Origin of the sequence: Amycolatopsis sp. NBC_01286 (assembly GCF_035982555.1) — a bacterium.
GTDB lineage: Bacteria > Actinomycetota > Actinomycetes > Mycobacteriales > Pseudonocardiaceae > Amycolatopsis.
Window position 1 is genome coordinate 144,249 of record NZ_CP108428.1, and the last position, 17,744, is coordinate 161,992.

At 72.3% G+C, this 17,744-nt stretch carries 15 protein-coding genes; 7 read left to right on the forward strand and 8 right to left on the reverse strand.

Annotated features, from left to right (window positions below):
• Positions 1 to 38: 38 nt before the first annotated feature.
• The 3 genes from OG570_RS00640 to pdxR form a co-directional block, all read right to left on the reverse strand.
• Positions 39 to 1,979 (reverse strand): tachylectin-related carbohydrate-binding protein, encoded by a 1,941-nt coding sequence (locus OG570_RS00640; RefSeq protein WP_326955194.1) that lies wholly within the window; start codon positions 1,977 to 1,979, stop codon positions 39 to 41.
• A gap of 316 nt (positions 1,980 to 2,295) precedes the next feature.
• On the reverse strand, positions 2,296 to 4,065 hold the full coding sequence (locus OG570_RS00645; RefSeq protein WP_326947219.1) for an MFS transporter: 1,770 nt from the start codon (positions 4,063 to 4,065) through the stop codon (positions 2,296 to 2,298).
• Positions 4,066 to 4,232: 167 nt separating this feature from the next.
• The gene (pdxR, locus tag OG570_RS00650) at positions 4,233 to 5,693 is read right to left on the reverse strand and encodes a MocR-like pyridoxine biosynthesis transcription factor PdxR (RefSeq protein WP_326955195.1); all 1,461 of its coding nucleotides are present in this window, start codon (positions 5,691 to 5,693) and stop codon (positions 4,233 to 4,235) included.
• A 28-nt stretch (positions 5,694 to 5,721) separates the two neighbouring features.
• Between pdxR and OG570_RS00655 the strand changes: the two genes are divergently transcribed.
• Entirely contained in the window at positions 5,722 to 6,522 is an 801-nt protein-coding gene (locus tag OG570_RS00655; protein ID WP_326955196.1) for a methyltransferase, read from the forward strand.
• A complete protein-coding gene (locus OG570_RS00660; protein ID WP_247062442.1) occupies positions 6,519 to 6,746 on the forward strand; it encodes a hypothetical protein in 228 nt (75 codons plus the stop codon). The genes OG570_RS00655 and OG570_RS00660 overlap by 4 nt, the downstream gene beginning before the upstream one ends.
• Here the strand turns inward: OG570_RS00660 and OG570_RS00665 are convergent.
• Complete coding sequence (locus OG570_RS00665) at positions 6,680 to 9,949, reverse strand: tetratricopeptide repeat protein (RefSeq protein WP_326955197.1); 3,270 nt, start codon at positions 9,947 to 9,949, stop codon at positions 6,680 to 6,682. The genes OG570_RS00660 and OG570_RS00665 overlap by 67 nt on opposite strands.
• A 241-nt stretch (positions 9,950 to 10,190) precedes the next feature.
• Complete coding sequence (locus OG570_RS00670) at positions 10,191 to 10,919, reverse strand: alpha/beta fold hydrolase (protein WP_326955198.1); 729 nt, start codon at positions 10,917 to 10,919, stop codon at positions 10,191 to 10,193.
• A gap of 46 nt (positions 10,920 to 10,965) precedes the next feature.
• Between OG570_RS00670 and OG570_RS00675 the strand changes: the two genes are divergently transcribed.
• The 3 genes from OG570_RS00675 to OG570_RS00685 all read left to right on the forward strand — a co-directional run bounded on the left by OG570_RS00675 (position 10,966) and on the right by OG570_RS00685 (position 13,973).
• The gene (locus OG570_RS00675) at positions 10,966 to 12,228 is read left to right on the forward strand and encodes a cytochrome P450 (RefSeq protein WP_326955199.1); all 1,263 of its coding nucleotides are present in this window, start codon (positions 10,966 to 10,968) and stop codon (positions 12,226 to 12,228) included.
• Positions 12,228 to 13,130, forward strand: a complete 903-nt coding sequence (locus OG570_RS00680) for a LysR family transcriptional regulator (RefSeq protein ID WP_326955200.1) — start codon at positions 12,228 to 12,230, stop codon at positions 13,128 to 13,130. Before OG570_RS00675 ends, OG570_RS00680 begins: the two co-directional genes overlap by 1 nt.
• 96 nt (positions 13,131 to 13,226) lie before the next feature.
• Entirely contained in the window at positions 13,227 to 13,973 is a 747-nt protein-coding gene (locus OG570_RS00685) for an SDR family NAD(P)-dependent oxidoreductase (RefSeq protein WP_442788240.1), read from the forward strand.
• Positions 13,974 to 13,989: 16 nt separating this feature from the next.
• Here OG570_RS00685 and OG570_RS00690 read toward each other — a convergent pair whose 3' ends face one another.
• A complete protein-coding gene (locus OG570_RS00690; protein WP_326955201.1) occupies positions 13,990 to 14,811 on the reverse strand; it encodes a carbon-nitrogen hydrolase family protein in 822 nt (273 codons plus the stop codon).
• Positions 14,808 to 15,602 carry a DUF1295 domain-containing protein gene (locus OG570_RS00695; RefSeq protein WP_326955202.1) on the reverse strand — a complete coding sequence of 265 codons (795 nt, stop codon included), beginning with the start codon at positions 15,600 to 15,602 and terminating at the stop codon, positions 14,808 to 14,810. The genes OG570_RS00690 and OG570_RS00695 overlap by 4 nt, the downstream gene beginning before the upstream one ends.
• A gap of 30 nt (positions 15,603 to 15,632) precedes the next feature.
• On the opposite strand from OG570_RS00695, the gene OG570_RS00700 reads away from it, so the two are divergent.
• A complete protein-coding gene (locus OG570_RS00700) occupies positions 15,633 to 16,124 on the forward strand; it encodes an EXPERA domain-containing protein (RefSeq protein WP_326947208.1) in 492 nt (163 codons plus the stop codon).
• A gap of 29 nt (positions 16,125 to 16,153) precedes the next feature.
• A complete protein-coding gene (locus OG570_RS00705) occupies positions 16,154 to 17,365 on the forward strand; it encodes a threonine synthase (RefSeq protein ID WP_326955203.1) in 1,212 nt (403 codons plus the stop codon).
• Here OG570_RS00705 and OG570_RS00710 read toward each other — a convergent pair.
• Positions 17,362 to 17,715 (reverse strand): arsenate reductase family protein, encoded by a 354-nt coding sequence (locus OG570_RS00710; protein ID WP_247062431.1) that lies wholly within the window; start codon positions 17,713 to 17,715, stop codon positions 17,362 to 17,364. The genes OG570_RS00705 and OG570_RS00710 overlap by 4 nt on opposite strands.
• Positions 17,716 to 17,744 lie beyond the last annotated feature (29 nt).

The following is a 17,744-nucleotide window of genomic DNA, read 5'->3' on the forward strand; positions in this document are numbered from 1 at the left end:
CCGCGAACCGCGTCACACCCGCCCCGTACGGGGATCCGTCAGAAGGACGGCTTGGGCAGCGGACCGCCGCTGAACGTCGTCGAATCCGGCGCCGTGCGCGCACTGCGCGCGGCCGCTGCCGGGGCACCCGAGCCGTAGGCGTAGGTGACGCCGTCGCTGTCGCGGTAGGTCACCACCACACCGCCGCCGGAGAGAGCGACGAAGGACGGATCCGTCGCGGACTGGTAGGCCGCTCCGGTCCGGGAGTCCACCAGCCGCTGCCAATCCTTGTACCCGGTGCTGCCCGGTGCCTTCTGCTCTGTCACGTAGACGAAGCCGTCCGTCGCCCGGACGGCCACGTGCACGACACCGCCCGTGTCGACCGCGGCGGCGGGTGACCCCTGCGCGGTGACTCCCGCGAGCGGCTTCCAGGTCCCGGTGAAGCCCGCGGCCTGCTCGCGCTGGTTGACGACGACGCCGTCCGGCTGGACGGCGAAGGCCTCGAGGTTCTGATCGGGGTTCGCGGTCGCGGCGAGCTTCCCGGTCCAGCCGGTGCCCGGCACCGGGATCCAGGAGCTCAAGGTCCCGTCGACGTAGATGGCCTTGGTGTAGGACCCTCCCGTGGTCCTGGCGACGAGGTCGATCCCGTCCGGCTGGACGACCGCGGTCAGGTCCGCGGTCAGCCCGGACGACGGCAGGACGCGCCACGGCAGGTACTGCTTGCTCGCCGGGTCCTGGGGGCGGACCATCAGCCGTCCCGCCCCGTCGACGGCGAACGCGCTGCCGACGCCGGAACGCTGCACCAGCACGGCCGGTCCGGGGGTCCAGCCACCGAACCCGCTCGCGGTCGCCCAGGTGGTGGTGGCCGGGGCCTGGGTGCTGTTCCGCGTCTCGCTGTCCTGCCCGAGCGCCGTCACGGTCAGGCTGTCGTCCGCGAGCCGCAGGGCACTCGGGGTACCGGTGTACTGCTGGTAACCCGGCACGACGGCGAAGTCGACGACAGTGATGTCACCGGACCGCTGCCGGCCGTGGACGAGCCGGCCGAAACCGTCGACGTAGAAGTGCTGCAGTTTTCCGCCGGCCCCTTCGATCACCGCGCTGGGCGCGTCGGCACCGTTCGGCACGGCCGGGCGGACCGGAAGGCCGGGATCGACCAGCTTGCAGTCGTCGGTCGTGACGCTCAGCTGGTAGTCCGTGCCGATCGTGCCGACCACCTTCGGGCCCGTCCAGCTGCCGGCGCCGAGGTAGCGGTACCACTTGATCTGGCCGTTGCTCTTGTCGAGCGCGTAGAGCACGTCGCCGCCCGCGGAGGCGATCTGGGCGAAGTTCTGCCAGCCGCCGCTGCCCACCAGCCGCGCGTACTCGAGCCACCGCTGGCTGGCCGGGTCGTACTGGAACCGGTAGAGGTCGCCGGCGGGCGTGCGGGCGTAGAACACCCCGGCGCCCGCGCCGACGATCAGGTCGTACTTGGCGGCCGTCCAGCCGGTGTCGATCAGGCGGTTGGTCCAGGTCTTGGCCGTCTCGTCGTAGCGCATCCAGGCGAGGATGTTGTCGTGCGTCCAGTAGAAGTCGCCCGTCGAGTCGACGGTGATCCGGTTGCGCTGGGAAGCCAGCGTGACGCCGAACCAGCCGGTGGCGATCTTCTGGCTGACCCCGCCGTTCTCCCAGCCGGTGGCCAGCCGGCGCTGCCTGTTGACGTCACCGTTGTCGAGGATGGAGTAGATCCGGCCGTCGGTGCCGGTGAGGGTCTTGCCCGTCCACGTGTTGCCGATCGTCGTCCGACCTGTCCAGGAGGTGGCGCCGGTCTCGGGCTCGTTGTGCCGGTCGAGGTCCAGGTGGGTGTCGGGGAGCGTGTAGAAGACCGCGGCGTTGGCGCGGCAGGTGATCGTGTCGGCGGCGGTGGCCACGTTCGTCCCGGCCACGGCCACCGTCGCACCGAACGCGATGGTGAACGCGGAACACAGGACCACGGGTCTTGGGACGGACCGTCTCTGGCGCATGGACTTCCCTCGTCTGAAGATCGTGAAAGCGTTTGGGCAGCATCGATCGCCCCACCGCCCGAGGGCAGCCGGTGATCGTGAAAGCATGAGCGGCGCCGGTCGGCCGGGACCGGCAGCGTTCCTCCCCTGGGCGCGATTCAACGCGCCGCGCGATGACGAGCTCGCCCTCCCGCGAGCCGTTCGATCTTCACATCGATCTTCTGACGAACCCGTTACTCGTTCTTTTGCAGTTGCGCCGTTCGGCCTACTTCTCACGTCGGGCACAGCAAAGGGCCGGGTGTCACCGATCGGTGACACCCGGCCCTTCGGGTGTGGCTCAGCGCTCGACGGCCGGTGCCACCAGTTCGCTCGGGCCGGTGCCCGACTCGCCGGCCACCGCGGCCAGTTCCTCGCCCACCGACTGGCCCTTCGGCTTCTTCGTGTCCTTCGTCAGCAGCGATGCCACCGCGCCGATCAGGCAGACCACGATGGCGAAACCGAACGCCACCGCCAAGCCCGACTGGAACGGGCCCGAGATCAGGTTGGGGAAGAAGCTGCGGCCCGTGAGGAACTGGGCCTGGTCCGGCGGCAAGGACGACAGCTGGCCGCCCAGGAGCTGCTGGATCGGGTTGTAGCCCAGGAATGCCGCGAACAGCACCGCCACCGCCGGGAGGTGTGCGACCTGGGTGGCCGCCGCCTCGGGGACGCCGTGGGCGATCAGGCCGTCGTGCATCGTCGACGGGAGGCTGCTCGACAAGCCCGAGATGATCAGGCTGAAGAAGAAGCCGATCGACAGGACCATCGCCGCGTTCTGGAACGTCGTCATCATCCCGGCGCCCGAACCGCGGGAGTCGGCCGGGAGGCTGTTCATCACCTCGGCGCGGTTGGGCGAGGAGAACATGCCCATGCCGATGCCGTTGATCAGCAGGATCGCGGCGAACGCCCAGTAGTCGAAGTTCACCGGCAGGATGATCAGCAGCAGGAACGTCAGCGCCGTGATCGCCAGGCCGGTGGAGGCCAGCATGCGGCTGCCGATCCGGTCGGCGAGGATGCCCGACGTCGGCGCGGCCAGCAGGAACCCGACCGTCATCGGCAGCATGTAGATGCCCGCCCACAACGGCGTCTGCTCGAACGTGTAGCCGTGCTGCGGGAGCCAGATGCCCTGCAGCCAGATGATCAGGATGAACTGGAGCCCACCGCGGCCGAGCGATGCCGTCAGGTTCGCGATGTTGCCCCAGGTGAACGACCGGATCTTGAACAGCGAGAGCCGGAACAGCGGGTTGTCGACCTTGGTCTCGATGACCACGAAACCGATCAGCACCGCGACGCCGCCGATCAGGCACGAGAGCACCATCGGGCTGCCCCAGCCGGTCGCCGAGGTGCCGTAGGGCTGGATGCCGTAGGTGATGCCGACCAGCACCGAGATCAGGCCGACGGCGAAGGTGATGTTGCCCCACCAGTCCATCCGCGCGTGCTTGCGGACGCCGGTGTCGTGCAGCTTGAGGTACGCCCAGATCGTGCCGATCACGCCGAAGGGCACCGAGACCAGGAAGATCAGGTTCCAGTCGATCGGGGCCAGCACGCCGCCGACGACCAGGCCGAGGAACGAGCCCGCGATGGCCGCGACGCCGTTCATGCCGAGCGCGAGGCCGCGCTGGTTGGCCGGGAAGGCGTCGGTGAGGATCGCCGAGGAGTTCGCCATCAGGAAGGCGCCGCCGACGCCCTGCACGATCCGCCAGCCGATCAGCCACAGCGCGGCCGCGTCACCGTCGAACCAGGTGATGGCCAGCATGACGGACGAAACCGTGAAGACGGCGAAGCCCAGGTTGTACATCCGGGCGCGGCCGTACATGTCGCCGAGCCGCCCGAAGCTCACCACCAGCACGGCGGTGACCACGAGGAAGCCCATGATCATCCACAGCAGGTAGCTGGTGTTGGCGGGTTCCAGGGGGTTGATCCCGATGCCCTTGAAGATGTCGGGCAGCGCGATGAGCACGATCGACGAGTTGATCGTGGCGATCAGCATGCCCAGCGTCGTGTTGGACAGCGCGATCCACTTGTACCGAGGCCCCAGTTCCTCGATCGAATACGTCCGGCTTTTCGCCACTGTGTGCAAACCTTCCACTCGCAAGTCCCTTAGCTAGGCTAAGCAACTTGCTTGCGTATGGCAACCATCACGAGGGATCGCCTGCGAGAGCATGATCACATCGTCATGAATATCCTTTGTGGACTCTTTAAAGTGGCGCCGCGAAGTGACGTCGCCGTAACCCCGCGCTAACGGAGAAGCCGCCCCAGCACGCCCACGCCGTCGGCGATCTCCCCTGCCGTGCGGGCCGCGTAGCCCATGACCAGGCCCGGCCGCCCCGGCCGCTGCCGGTGCCACGACAACGGCTGGACCTTGACCCCCTCCGCCAGCGCGGCCGCCGCCAGCGCGACGTCGTCGAAGCCCGGCTCGAACGTGATCGTCAGGTGCAGGCCCGCCGCCGCGCCGTGCACCCGCGCGGCCGGGAGCGACGCCGTCACCGCGCGGATCATCGCGTCGCGGCGACGGCGGTGGCGGGCCCGCACCGAGCGCAGCTGGCGTTCCAGCTCGCCGGTCTCCATCAGCCGGGCCAGCACCAGCTGGGCCAGCACGGCGTTGCCCAGGTCGGCGAACCGCTTGGCCGCGACGAGGTCCTCGCGCAACGCCGGCGGCGGGAGCAGCCAGCCGACGCGCAGGGCCGGGGCCAGCAGCTTCGAGACGCTGCCCGTGTAGCAGACCTCCGGCAGCATCGACCGGACCGCGGGCACCGGCGCGCGGTCGTAGCGGTGCTCGGCGTCGTAGTCGTCCTCGACGACCAGGCCGCCCTCGCCCGCCCAGCGCATCAGCTCGCGACGGCGCTCGCCGCCCAGGACCACGCCCGTCGGGAACTGGTGGGCCGGCGTCAGCAGGACCGCCCGCGCGCCGCTCGCCCGCAGCTCGTCGACGCGCAGGCCGTCGTCGTCGACCGTGATCGGCGGGGTCGCCAGGCCGTTGTGGTGCAGGTGCTGCCGCGCGCCGAGCGAGCCGGGGTCCTCGACGGCGATCTCGTCGACGCCCCGCTGCCGCAGCACCTCGCCGAGCAGCGTCAGGCCCTGCGCCACCCCCGACACCACGATGATCTCGCCCGGGTCCGCGCGGATCCCGCGGCTGCGCGCCAGCCAGCGCGACACCGCCAGCCGCATCGCCGGCGCCCCGCGCGGGTCGCCGTAGCCGAAGTGGGCCGGCTCCAGCTCGTCCAGCACCGCGCGCTCCGCCCGCAGCCACGCCGCGCGCGGGAACGCCGTCAGGTCCGGCACGCCCGGCGTGAGGTCGATCCGGGCCGGGGTCGCGCGGACCTCGTCGAAGACGTCGGCGCCCGGCAGCGCCGTGATGACCTTCGCGGGTACCGGCCGCCGCACCGGCGCGGGCGCGAGCACCGGCGCCGCGACGACGACCGTGCCCGCCCGGCCGCGGCCCGCCGCGTGGCCGTCGTCGATGAGCCGCTGGTAGGCCTCGGTGACCACGCCCCGCGACACGCGCAGCTCGGCCGCCAGCACCCGGGACGCGGGGAGGCGGCCGCCGACCGGGAGCCGGCCGTCGGCGACCGCGGCCCGCAGCTGCCCGGCGAGCCAGTCCGCGAGGCCGCCCGGCGGCGCGGCCCGGACGTCGAGCTGCAGGAAGTCGGAGCCCGCGGTTATGGTCCCTTCCGCCGGGTCTGGTTTGGCCCTGTCCATCGGACCATTGTCGCAGCACGCTGGGTTCATGGACACCAGTTACGTGCACGGATACGCCGAACCCGAGGCCTGCCGCCTCGGCGACCAGGCCGACACCCTGGCCGAGCTGCTGCACGCCGGGACGGCCTACCCCGCGGGCAGCCGCGTCCTGGAGGTCGGCTGCGGCGTCGGCGCCCAGACCGGCCATCTCGTCGCCCGCAGCCCGGGCGCGCACCTGACCGCGATCGACGTCTCGGCGGCGTCCCTGGCGCAAGCGAAAGCGAAGGTCGGCGCCGACGTCGACTGGCGGCGGGCCGACCTGTTCGACGTCGACGAGACCTTCGACCACATCTTCGTCTGCTTCGTGCTCGAACACCTTCCCGAACCCGGGAAAGCGTTGGCGCACCTGAAAACCCTGCTCCGCCCGGGCGGCACCATCACGGTGATCGAAGGCGACCACGGCTCGGCGTTCTTCCATCCGCGCAGTGATCACGCCCAAGCCGCCATCGACTGCCTCGTCCGGCTGCAGGCCGACGCCGGCGGTGACGCGCTCCTCGGCCGCCGCCTGTACCCGCTGCTCGCCGGTGCGGGGTTCGACGACGTCGCCGTCGAACCCCGGACCGTCTACGTCGACGCGTCCCGGCCCGGCCTGGTCGCCGGGTTCACCCGGGACACGTTCATCGCGATGGTCGAAGGCGTCGAGGAGAACGCCATCGCGCGGGGGCTCACTACGGCATCCGAGTGGAACCGCGGTGTAGCCGATCTTTACCGCACCACAAGGGAATACGGGACGTTCCATTACGCGTTCTACAAGGCAACAGCACATCGAACTCCGGGAGGAGCGTCATGATCATCGCCGTTCTCGTCGCCGCCGGACTCCTCGTCTGGGCACTGGATCACGCTTACCGCCGCCGTCCGTACCCGCGGAACCGGCTGGCCGGCAGCATGGACGTCTACGACCGCGACGCCCAGCGTCTCGAAGGCGACCTGGTCGCCGAAGAGCGGCACTACTCCGCGACGCGGGCCAGCCGCTCCCGGACCAGGATCGCGCCGGGAACCCGTTCCGCGGCGTAACAATCCGCGGCGCGGGCCCAGTGTTCGCGCGCGGCGTCCGGGTCACTCAGTCCACAGTGGACGTCGCCGAGCCCGCGGTGGGCCCGGCCCTGTTCCGGCAGGCAGCCCGTTTCCTTGGCCGCCGCAAGGGCTTCGCGGTGGTACGTCAACGCCTGGTCGTCGCGGCCACGCGCGATGGCGACGAAGCCGAGACTGTTCAGCACGCGGGACTGCACACCGAGATCCCCGCATTCACGAGCGATGCCCAGTGCCTCTTCGAGGTGCTGGGCCGCTTCGTCGTGCCGGTCTTGCCCGAGCCGGACGTCACCCAGGTGCTTGAGCGCGACACTGCGGTTGGTGGGACTGCCGGTCTCCTGCGCGAGTTCCAGCGCCCGCTCCAGGTACGCCTCGGCCTCGGCGTACCGGCCGCGCGCGTGCTCGATGTCGCCGAGGATGCCCAGCGCGTACCCCTCGCTGACGCGCACGCCCATCGCGCGGAAGTGCTCCAGCCCCGCCGAAATCGAGGCGACGGCCTCGTCGTAGCGCCCTAGCGCCGAAAGCGCGTCGCCGATGTTCACCAGCGCGTAGCCCTCGCTCGTGCGGTCGGCGATCTCCCGCGCGAGGTCCAGGGCTTCACCCAGGTAGCCGATCGCTTCGCCGTAACGGCCGATGCCGCGGCACGTGCAGCCGAGCACCACCAGGACCAGGCCTTCGCTCGTCTGATCGCCGGATTTTCGCGCCAGGGCCAAGGCTTCCGTCGAGTAGCCGATGCCCTCGGCGAACCGGCCCAGCGCGCGGCAGGCCAGGCCGAGGGTGTTGAGCACGTGGATCTCCGTCACCCGGTTGCCGGACTCGCGGACGATCACGAGCGCTTCTTCCAGGTACCGCACGGCTTCCCGGGACCGGCCGACCCGCCAGTGGCCCAGCGCGATGAGCGTCAGCGGGTCCGCTTCGGCGGCCCGGTCGCCGGAGTCCTGGGCCAGCACGGACGCGTGCGTGTGCAGCACCAGCGATTCCTCGTGGTACCCGCCGACGTCGAGGTAGTGCCACAGGATCCCGGACAGCAACCGCAGGTGCTCCGGCCGGCCGTGCCGGGTCGCGTGCGCCGCGACGGCCAGCAGGTTGCGACGCTCGGCCTCCAGCCACGCCGGCGCGTCGAGCACCTTGACGTCGGGATCCGGCACCTGCGGGCGCAGGTGGCGTTCCAGCGGCAGGACGACGTCCATGGCCTGCGCGGCCGACCGGACGTAGAAGTCGAACAGCCGCTCCTCGGCATCGTGGCTCTCGCCCGGCTCCTCCGCCGCCAGCTCGGCGGCGTAGACGCGCAGCAGGTCGTGCAGCTGGACGCGGTCGTGGCCGGTCTCCTGCGCGAGGTGGGCCCGCACGAGCGAGCCGGTCAGCCGCTCGGCCTCCGGCAGCGGGAGCCGCGCGAGCGCGGCGATCGCGGCGGGCGTCAGGTCGCGGCCCGGGTGCAGGCCGCAGAGCCGGAACACCCGCGCGGCGTCGGCCGCCAGGTGCCGGTAGGACCACGAGAACACCGCGCGGACCGCCGTCAGCGGGTCACCGCCGCCGTCGAGCAGGTCCAGCCGCCGCCGTTCGTCGGCCAGCTCGGCTTCCAGCGCCGCCAGCCGCTCCCCCGGGCGGCTCAGCGCCAGCTCCGCGACCAGCCGCAACGCCAGCGGCAGCCGGGCCGAGTAGCCGATCAGCGCCGAGGTGGCCGCCTGTTCGTCGTCGACGCGCCGGCCGACCAGGGTCCGCAGCAGGTCCCGGGCCTCGGTGTCGGTCAGCAGGTCGACGAGCACGCGGCGGGCGCCGTCGCGGGCGACCAGCCCGGGCAGCGCGTCCCGGCTGGTCACGAGGACCAGGCAGGACGGCGAGCCGGGCAGCAGCGGCCGGACCTGGCCGACCGACCCGGCGTTGTCCAGCAGCAGCACCATCCGCCGGCCGTCGAGCACCGTGCGGAACTTGGCGGCCCGCTCGTCCGGCTCGGCGGGGATGTCCGCGCCGTCGACGCCGAGGGCGCGCAGGAAGCCGGACAGCGCGTCGCCCGGCTCGACCGGCCGGACCGTGCCGTACCCCCGCAGGTCGACGTACAGCTGACCGTCGGGGAACTCCGCCCGCGCCCGCTGCGCCCAGCGCACGGCCAGCGCCGTCTTGCCGACGCCCGCCGTCCCGGACAGCACGGCGATGCGCGCGCCGGTGTCGGCCTCGCCGCGGCGCAGGAGCGCGTCCAGCTCGCCGAGCTGGGCCGTGCGGCCGCGGAACCCGTGGACGTCGGCGGGTAGCTGCGCGGGCACCGAGGCCGGCTGCTCGGGGGCGCCGAAGTCCTGCCGCAGCACCTGGCGCTGCGCCTCGCGCAGCTCCGGGCCGGGTTCGATGCCCAGCTCGTCGGCGAGGCGCCGCCGGACCTCGTCGAAGACGCCCAGCGCGGCGGCCTGCCGCCCGGACGCGGCCAGCGCCAGCATCAGCCGGGCGTGCGCCGACTCGTTCAGCGGCTCCTCCGCGGTCAGCGCCCGCAGCTGCACGGCCGCGTCCTCGGGGTGGGCCGCCGCGGCTCCGGCGTAGGCCAGCACGGCCTGCGCCCGCCGCATCGCGAGCGCCAGCCGGACCGGGTGCTGACGGAGCCGTTCGACGTCGGCGAGCGCCGGGCCGCGCCACAGCGCCAGCGCGTCGCGGTAGGCCTCTTCGGCCGCCTCGGGCTCCCGCTCGGCCCGCTCCACCAGCGCGTCGAAGCGCAGGAGGTCGAGCTCGTCCGCGCCGACGGACAGCCGGTAGCCGCCCTTGTCGGTGGTGATCAGACCGGCCGGGCGCAGCGCCCGCCGCAGCCGCGCGACGTAGGTGTGGACCAGCTCCAGGCACGACGGCGGCGGCTCGTCCCAGATGACGTCGACGAGGTCCTCGCGCCGCACGGTCCGGTTCGGCTGCAGGGCCAGCAGCGCGAGCAGCAGGCGCTGCTTCTCCGCGCCGATCTCGACCGGACGGTCACCGAAGCGGACGGCCAGCGGCCCGAGCACGTCGATCCGCACCGGCTCCGGCGGCGCCTCGGCCAGCGCTTCCCGCAGCCGCCGCTCGGTCTCCGGCCGGGGCCGCCGGACCCTGCCGCGCTCGGCGTTGCGGATCGCGCGCAGGCTCAGCCCGGCGCGTCCGGCGAGCTCCGCCTGGGTCAGCCCGGCGCGCACCCGCTCGTCGCGCAGCCATCCGGCGAACGGCAGGCCATCGTCCACAAGCGTCCTTCCCCGCGTGCCCCTCGCGCCGAACGTACCCCTCCAGCATCGCCAACGTGCCGGTTGCGCTGTACCACCGAACGGCGAAGATCCCTGTTTCCGCAGGTGACAGGGGGTTACCGCGCATCCGGGTCGAGTACAGCCGTTCGTCCACCGAGCCTTTCTAGGCTGTGCGGGTCCGGTGGTGGCGAGGGGTTCGCGGTTCAGCCGTCGCGTGGGGTACGACGGCTGCACCCGGGCCTCAGACGCCGAGGCGCTCCAGCACCGCGCGCACGGCGGCCGGGTCCTCGACGTGGGCGTTGTGCCCCAGGCCGGCGAGGGTGACCGAGTCGGGGTCCAGGGCGCGCAGCTGCTCCGGGCGGCTCATCGGGTCGTGCTCGCCCGCCGCCAGCACGACCGGGCACCGCGCCGCGGCGAGCAGGGCAGGCATGTCCGGAGCGCCCACGCCGAACGCGGCCGGGTCCATCGCGAGACGCCAACCTCCCTCCGTCTCGCGGAGCCCGGCCGGGTCGGCGGGCGCGATCCCGAGCAGCCCGGAGACCTTCAGGTACGCCTGGTCGGCGTCGGCCTGGGTCTCGAACACCCGCGGCGGCCGCACGGCGAACGACGCCGCCCGCCCCAGGTCGTCCTGGCTCCACTCGACCTTCACGCCCAGCGCCAGCACCCCGGTGACCTCGACGTCGTACTTCCCAGAGGCGAGCTCGAGCGCGAGCACCCCGCCGAGCGAGTGCCCGGCGACGACCAGCGGATTCTTGTCGGGCAGCGCCCGCGCGACGGCGGCCGCGAGCGTCTCGAAGCTGTAGTGCGGCAGGGGCGCCGAGAGGCCGTGGCCGGGCAGGTCGGGCACCAGCACGCGCCGCGGGACCGCTTCGGTCAGGTGGGCCCACACGGCGCCGGTCGCGCCGAGCCCGTGCAGGAAGAGGATGGCCGGTTCGCCCTCGCCGCCGGTGCGCATGTTCAGCGTGTCCATCGCAGCAGCCTCCCCTACGTCGTGGCGCCGGGCTAGGGTCGGGCGCGTGGGGATCACCGATCCGGACGGCTACGTGCGGGGCGTCCCGTACGACGAGCTGGCGCGGCTGCGGCGGGAGACGCCGGGGGTGCGCGTCGACGACTTCTGGGCCGTGCTGGGCCACGCCGACGTCCGCACGGTGCTGCGCGACCCGGCGCTGTTCTCCTCGCAGCTCGGCGGGACGCAGATCCGGGATCCGGCCACCGAGGCCGACCTCGCGTACGTGCGCCGGATGATGCTCAACATGGACCCGCCGGAGCACGGCCGGCTGCGCGGGCTGCTGACCAGGGCGTTCACCCCGCGTGCGATCGCGAAGCTGACCGAGCAGATCGAGACGTCGGCGCGGGAGCTCGTCGCGGACGTCGCCGATCAGGGCGAGTGCGACTTCGCGAAGGTCGCGGCGGACCTGCCGCTGCGCACGCTGGCCGCGGTGTTCGGCGTGCCGGAGCGCGACCGGCGGCTGATGTACGACTGGAGCAACCGCGTGATCGGCTACCAGGACGCCGAGTACGCGGTCAGCGCGACGGTCGACCCGGCGGAGGTGACCGATCTGGCGCGGGCCGCCCTTGCCGTCCGGCCGGCACCGGGCCCGGACGGCGTGATGCCGGACCCGCGCACGCGCGCCGGGATGCCGGACCTCTACGCGTACGCGAACGCCCTCGGCGAGTACAAGCGCGAGCACCCGGGCGACGACGTCATGAGCACCCTGATGCGGCACGTCGGCGACGACGGCGGCCGCGTCTCACTGGCCGAGTTCGAGAACCTGTTCTGGCTGTTTTCCGTGGCGGGCAACGAAACCCTGCGCAACGGCCTGCCGGGCGGGATGTCCGCGCTGCTGTCGCACCCGGTGCAGTACCGGCGGCTGCTGGCCGACCGGTCGCTGCTGCCGTCCGCGGTGGAGGAGATGCTGCGGTGGTGGTCGCCGGTGATGAACTTCAGGCGCACGGCCACTTCCGACGTCCGTCTGTCCGGTGTGGACATCCGGGCCGGGGACAAGGTCGTCGTGTGGTTCTCCTCGGCCAACCGTGATCCGGCTGTGTTCGACGATCCGGACGCGTTCGACATCGCGCGCACGCCCAACGACCACCTGACCTTCGGCCACGGCCCGCACTTCTGCCTCGGGGCGCAGCTGGCCCGGGTGCAGCTGCGGGCGATGTTCACGGCGGTGCTGGACCTGCTGGGCGAGGTCTCGTCGGCCGGGGAGCCGGTGCGGCTGCGCTCGACCTTCCAGAACGGGCTGAAGTCACTGCCGATCGCCTGGACGCGCTGATGGAGCTGCGCGAGATGCGGGCGTTCGTCGCCGTCGCCGAGGCCGGCACGCTGTCGAAGGCGGCACGCGAGCTGCACGTCAGCCAGCCCGCGCTGTCCCAGACGATCACCGCGCTCGAGCGGCGGCTCGGGGTGCAGCTGCTGGTGCGGGCCAGCACCGGCGTGCGGGCGACCGAAGCCGGGACGACGTTGCTGACCGAGGCCCGCGCGGTGCTGGCGCGGCACGACCAGGCCCTGGCCGCGCTCGCCCGCCACACCACGGCCGGCGGCGGCGTGCTGCGGGTGGGCGTCCCGCTGGAGCTGCCGTCGGAGCTACTGCCGACGGCGCTCGCGGCGTTGGCGGACGCCTGCCCGGACACGCGCGTGCGGGCCCGGCACCTGTCGACCGCGGCGCAGGTGGCCGCGCTGCGGGCCGGCGAGCTGGACGTCGGGCTGGTGCGCGAGCGCCCGCCCGGCCCGGACCTCGACGCGGTGCCGGTCGTCTCGGAGAAACTGGGCGTGCTGCTGGCCGCGGACCTGGCGGAGAAGCTGGGTGAGCCGGTCCGGCTGGAGGCACTGGCCGGGCTGGACTGGTTCGGCTTCGCACGGTCGGGCAGCCCGGCGTGGTTCGACGAGCTGACCGCGATCCTGCGCAGCCACGGCCTCGACCTCGGGCCGGACGTCCCGGCGGAGCGGACCCTGATCGTCGAGCTGAAGCTGCCGGCGGTCGCGGCCGGCGGCGCGTTCGCGCTGGCGCCGCCGGAGTGGCCGTACCCGCTGCCGGAGACGGTGACGTGGGTGCCGCTGGCGGGGCACCCGATCGTCCGGCGCACCTGGGCGGTCTGGCCCGCCGCGTCGCACCGGCGCGACCTCGGGAAGTTCGTGGCGGCCCTGGAAGACGCCGGGCATCGAACCGGCCGATAGCCGCCATAAGCACTGCCGAACGCCGATCCGGAAGGCCGCGCGGCCGCTCCCGCTTGAACCCGGGGAATCACCCGAACGAGAGCAGGAGACGAGACCATGACTGCACAACTGTCCGGCACCACGGCGCTGGTGACCGGCGGAACCAGCGGGATCGGCCGGGCGACGGCGGTCGCGCTGGCCGGGCTCGGCGCCCACGTCGTGCTGTCGGGCCGGGACGCCACGCGCGGTGCCGAGGTCGTCGAGCGCATCCGCGCGGCGGGCGGCAAGGCCGACTTCGTCGCGGCCGATCTGACGGACGCCGCGTCGGCGCGGGCCTTGGCGGCGCGGGCGCGGGAGGTGGGCGGGCAGGTGGACGTGCTGGTGAACAACGCCGGGGTCTTTCCCTTCGGCCCCACCGGATCCGCGACGGAGGAGGAGTTCGACGGCGTCTTCGCGACCAACGTGAAGGCGGCGTTCTTCCTGGTGGCCGAGCTGGCCCCGGAGATGGCCGAGCGCGGGCACGGTTCGATCGTCAACGTGTCCACGATGGTCGCGAAGATCGGCCTGGCGGGCATGGCGCTCTACGGCGCGTCGAAGGCTTCGCTGGAGCTGCTGACGAAGGCGTGGGCGGCGGAGTTCGGCCCGTCCGGGGTCCGCGTGAACGCGGTCAGCCCCGGCCCGACCCGCACCGAGGGCACGGCCGCGATGGGCGACGCCCTGGACCAGCTGGCGTCGGCGGCGCCGGCGGGCCGGGCGGCGTCCCCGGAGGAGATCGCGTCGGCGATCGCCTTCCTGGCGGCGGAGGGCTCGAGCTTCGTCCACGGCGCGGTGCTCCCGGTGGACGGCGGCCGGGTAGCGGTGTGAGCCCGGTGGGACGGCGTCACCGCAGGAAGGTGACGCCGTCCCGCGGTCGCTCGTCCACCGACAGCGCGAAGACGTCCGGCCGCGCGTAGTGGCCCGAGACGTCGAGGCTGTGGCGGGCCGTCACGACGTCCTCGAGGTCGATCTCCGCCGTGATCAGGCCTTCTCCGGTCCTCAGTGGACCGGCCAGGACGTCGCCCGTCGGGCCGACGATCACGCTGCCGCCGCGGAACGGGTCGTCGCCCGACTCCCCGTACAGGCACGCCGAAATCACGAAACAGCGGCCCTCGTCGGCGATGTGGCGCATCGAGGCCTGCCAGACGTCGCGGTCGTCGGCCGTCGGGGCGCACCACAGCTCGACGCCCTTCGCGTACATCGCCGCGCGCAGCAGCGGCATGTGGTTCTCCCAGCAGATCGCCGCGCCCGCGAGACCCGCCGCCGTCGGGATCGCCGGCAGGGTCGAGCCGTCGCCGCGGCCCCAGACCAGGCGTTCGCGCGCGGTCGGGACCAGCTTGCGGTGCTTGCCCACCAGCCCGAGCGACGGGTCGAGGAACACGACCGTGCTGTACAGCGTCGAGCCGTCCCGCTCGATCACGCCGACGGCCAGGCTCGCGCCGGTCCGCGCCGACAGTCCCGCCAGCGCCCTGGTCTCCGGCCCGGGCACGGTCACCGACGCGCGGAAGTAGTCCGCGAACGGCTCCCCGCGCGGGTAGCCGCCGAGGACGGCTTCCGGCAGCACCACCAGCGCCGCGCCCGACGCGCGGATCTCGTCCTCCCGGCTCAGCAGCCCCTCGAGGCCCACGGCCCCGGTCTGGAGCGCGGCGACGACCGACGTCGTCACCCGCGGACCCGCTCGCGCTTGGGCGGCCACGGCACCACCGCGGACGTGCGGCGCTGGTAGTCCGCGTACTCCGGGTAGCGCCCCAGCGTGATGCTCTCGGTGAACTTCGTCGACCCCACGAACAGCAGCGTCAGCAGGACCGCGCCCAGCACCGTCCACGTGAGACCCGCCGCGACCACGCCGAACGCCGCGATCACCCACCACTGGGCCTGCTCGAAGAAGAAGTTCGGGTGCCGCGAGTAGCGGAACAGGCCGTCCTGGCGGAAGCGCGTCGCCGCCCGGCCCGCGTGCTTCTCGTGGTGGAACGTCCACTGCTGCTGGTCGGCGACCGTCTCCCCGACCAGGAACGCCGCGAAGATCACCGCGACGACGACGTCCCACACCCCGAACGCGCCCTGGTGGTCCAGCGCCGTCATCGCGGGCAGCGTGATCAGCAGCAGGATCGCGTTCTGGTAGAGCGAGATGAAGAAGAAGTTGAACACCTGGAACTGCCAGGGCGCGAGCTTCTCGCGCAGCACCGCCCACCGGTAGTCCTCGCCGCCGCGGGCGTAACCACCCTTCCGGGCGAAGTTGAACGTCAGCCGGACGCCCCACGCCAGGACCAGCGCGAACATCACGTCCAGACGGGCGTCGGCGAACCCGGCGGCGCCGGCGAAGATCCCCAGGTAGGCCACCGGAACGATCGACCAGATCCGGTCGACCCAGGAGTACTCCCTGGTCAGCACCGACAGCAGCCACGTGCCGAGCGTCACCCCGGCGAAGACGTACAGGCAGACCCGCAGCGCGTCCATGTCCTCACCATAAGACCTAGGATCGATCACATGAACCTGCCGCTGCGGGACCGGAAGATCGACATCTTCTTCGCGGTGCTGTTCTCGGCCTTCACGATCACCTCGCTGATCAGTGATCTGCTGCCGACCGTGGGCGTCGACTTCTCACAGCCGTCGGACAACTTCTTCGTCAACTCGAACTGGTGGTACGCCCACGACGCGGACCCGCTGTTCATGCACCCGCCGGACTGGATGCGGATCGTCACCGGGCTCTCGGCGTTCGTCTACATGCCGTTCTACGTCGTGCTCGTGTTCGCGCTGCTCGGCGGCAAGAACTGGATCCAGCTGCCCGCGGTGGTCTACGCGACGATGATCGTCACCCTCACCGGGGTCGTCGTGTTCGGCGTCGAGTTCTTCGGTGACCCGGCCACACGCACCGGCAACCCGGTGAAGTTCCTCGCGTTCAACCTGCCCTACGTCCTGGTGCCGCTCCTGCTGCTGATCCGGATGCGCGCGCCGAAGCCGTTCACCCGCCGCTTCTGACGCTTCAGACGCTTCTGACCGGAGGCACCGTGCCGTACTCGTTCCTCAGCCACCTCGAATGCTCCCGGACCGGCGAGCGCCTCGACGCCGACGTCGTCCAGGGCGTGTCCCCGGCCGGCGCGCCGCTGCTCGCGCGCTACGACCTCGACGGCGTCCGCGAAGCCGTGTCGCCGAAGGAGATCTCCGGGCGCGAGCCGACGCTGTGGCGCTACCACGAGGTGCTGCCGGTGCGGTCGGCCGAGCACGTCGTCAGCCTCGGCGAGGGCATGACGCCGTTGCTGCGCCTGCCGCGCTACGGCCGTGAGCTGGGCCTGTCCCGGCTGTGGATGAAGGACGAAGGCCTGGTGCCGACCGGCTCGTTCAAGGCGCGGGGCGCCGCGGTCGGCGTCTCGCGGGCGGCCGAGCTGGGGGTGCGCGGGATCGCGATGCCGACGAACGGCAACGCGGGCGCGGCGTGGGCGTTGTACGCGGCCCGCGCCGGGCTGACGAGCTTGATCGCGATGCCGGACGACGCGCCGTCGATCACCATGCGCGAGTGCGTCGCGGCCGGCGCCGAGCTGTACCGGGTGGACGGGCTCATCGGCGACGCGGGGAAGCTCGTCGCCGCGGCGGTCCGGCGGCGTCCGGACGTGCAGGAGGTCTCGACGCTGAAGGAGCCGTACCGCATCGAGGGCAAGAAGACGATGGGCTACGAGATCGCCGAGCAGTTCGGCTGGCGGCTGCCCGACGTGATCCTGTACCCGACCGGCGGCGGCGTCGGGATCATCGGGATCTACAAGGCGCTGCTGGAAATGCGTCAACTCGGCTGGGTCACGGGCGCGCTGCCCAAGCTGGTCGCGGTGCAGGCCACCGGGTGCGCCCCGATCATCGAAGCGTTCTCACGCGGTGACCGGGAGAGCGTGCCGTTCCCGGACGCGCGGACCGTCGCGTTCGGCATCACCGTGCCCAAGGCCCTGGGCGACTTCCTCGTGCTCGACGCCGTCTACGCGACCGGCGGGACCGCGGTGGCCGTCACCGACGAGGAACTGCTTGCGGCGCAACGGGAACTCTCCGAGCGCGAGGGCACCTTCGTCTGCCCTGAGGGCGGAGCGTGCTTCGCCGCGTTGCGGCACCTTCGCGAGTCCGGCTGGCTCGAAGGCGACGAAGACGTCGTCGTGCTCAACACCGGCGCCGGGATCAAGTACCCGGAGACGGTGCCGCTCGACGTGCCGCTGCTGGCGAAGACCGACTCGATCCCTTAAAGGACCGACTGCACCGCTTCGGGGGTGCGGGCGACGACGGTCGTGCCGTCGTCCGCGGTGATGATCGGGCGCTGGATCAGCTTCGGGTGCGCGGCCAGGGCGTCGATCCAGCGCGTGCGGTCGGCCGGGGTGCGGCCCCATGTCTTGAGGCCCAGTTCCTTCGCGACCGGCTCGGTGGTGCGCGTGATGTCCCACGGCTCCAGGCCGAGCCGCTTCAGGACGGCCTTCAGCTCCTTCGCGGTCGGCGGGTCGTCGAGGTAGCGGCGCACGGTGTACTCCGCGCCGGCTTCGTCGAGCATCGACACCGCTGACCGGCACTTCGCGCACGCCGGGTTGACCCAGATCTCCACCGGCGCAGCCTACCGCGATGGTTTTGGAG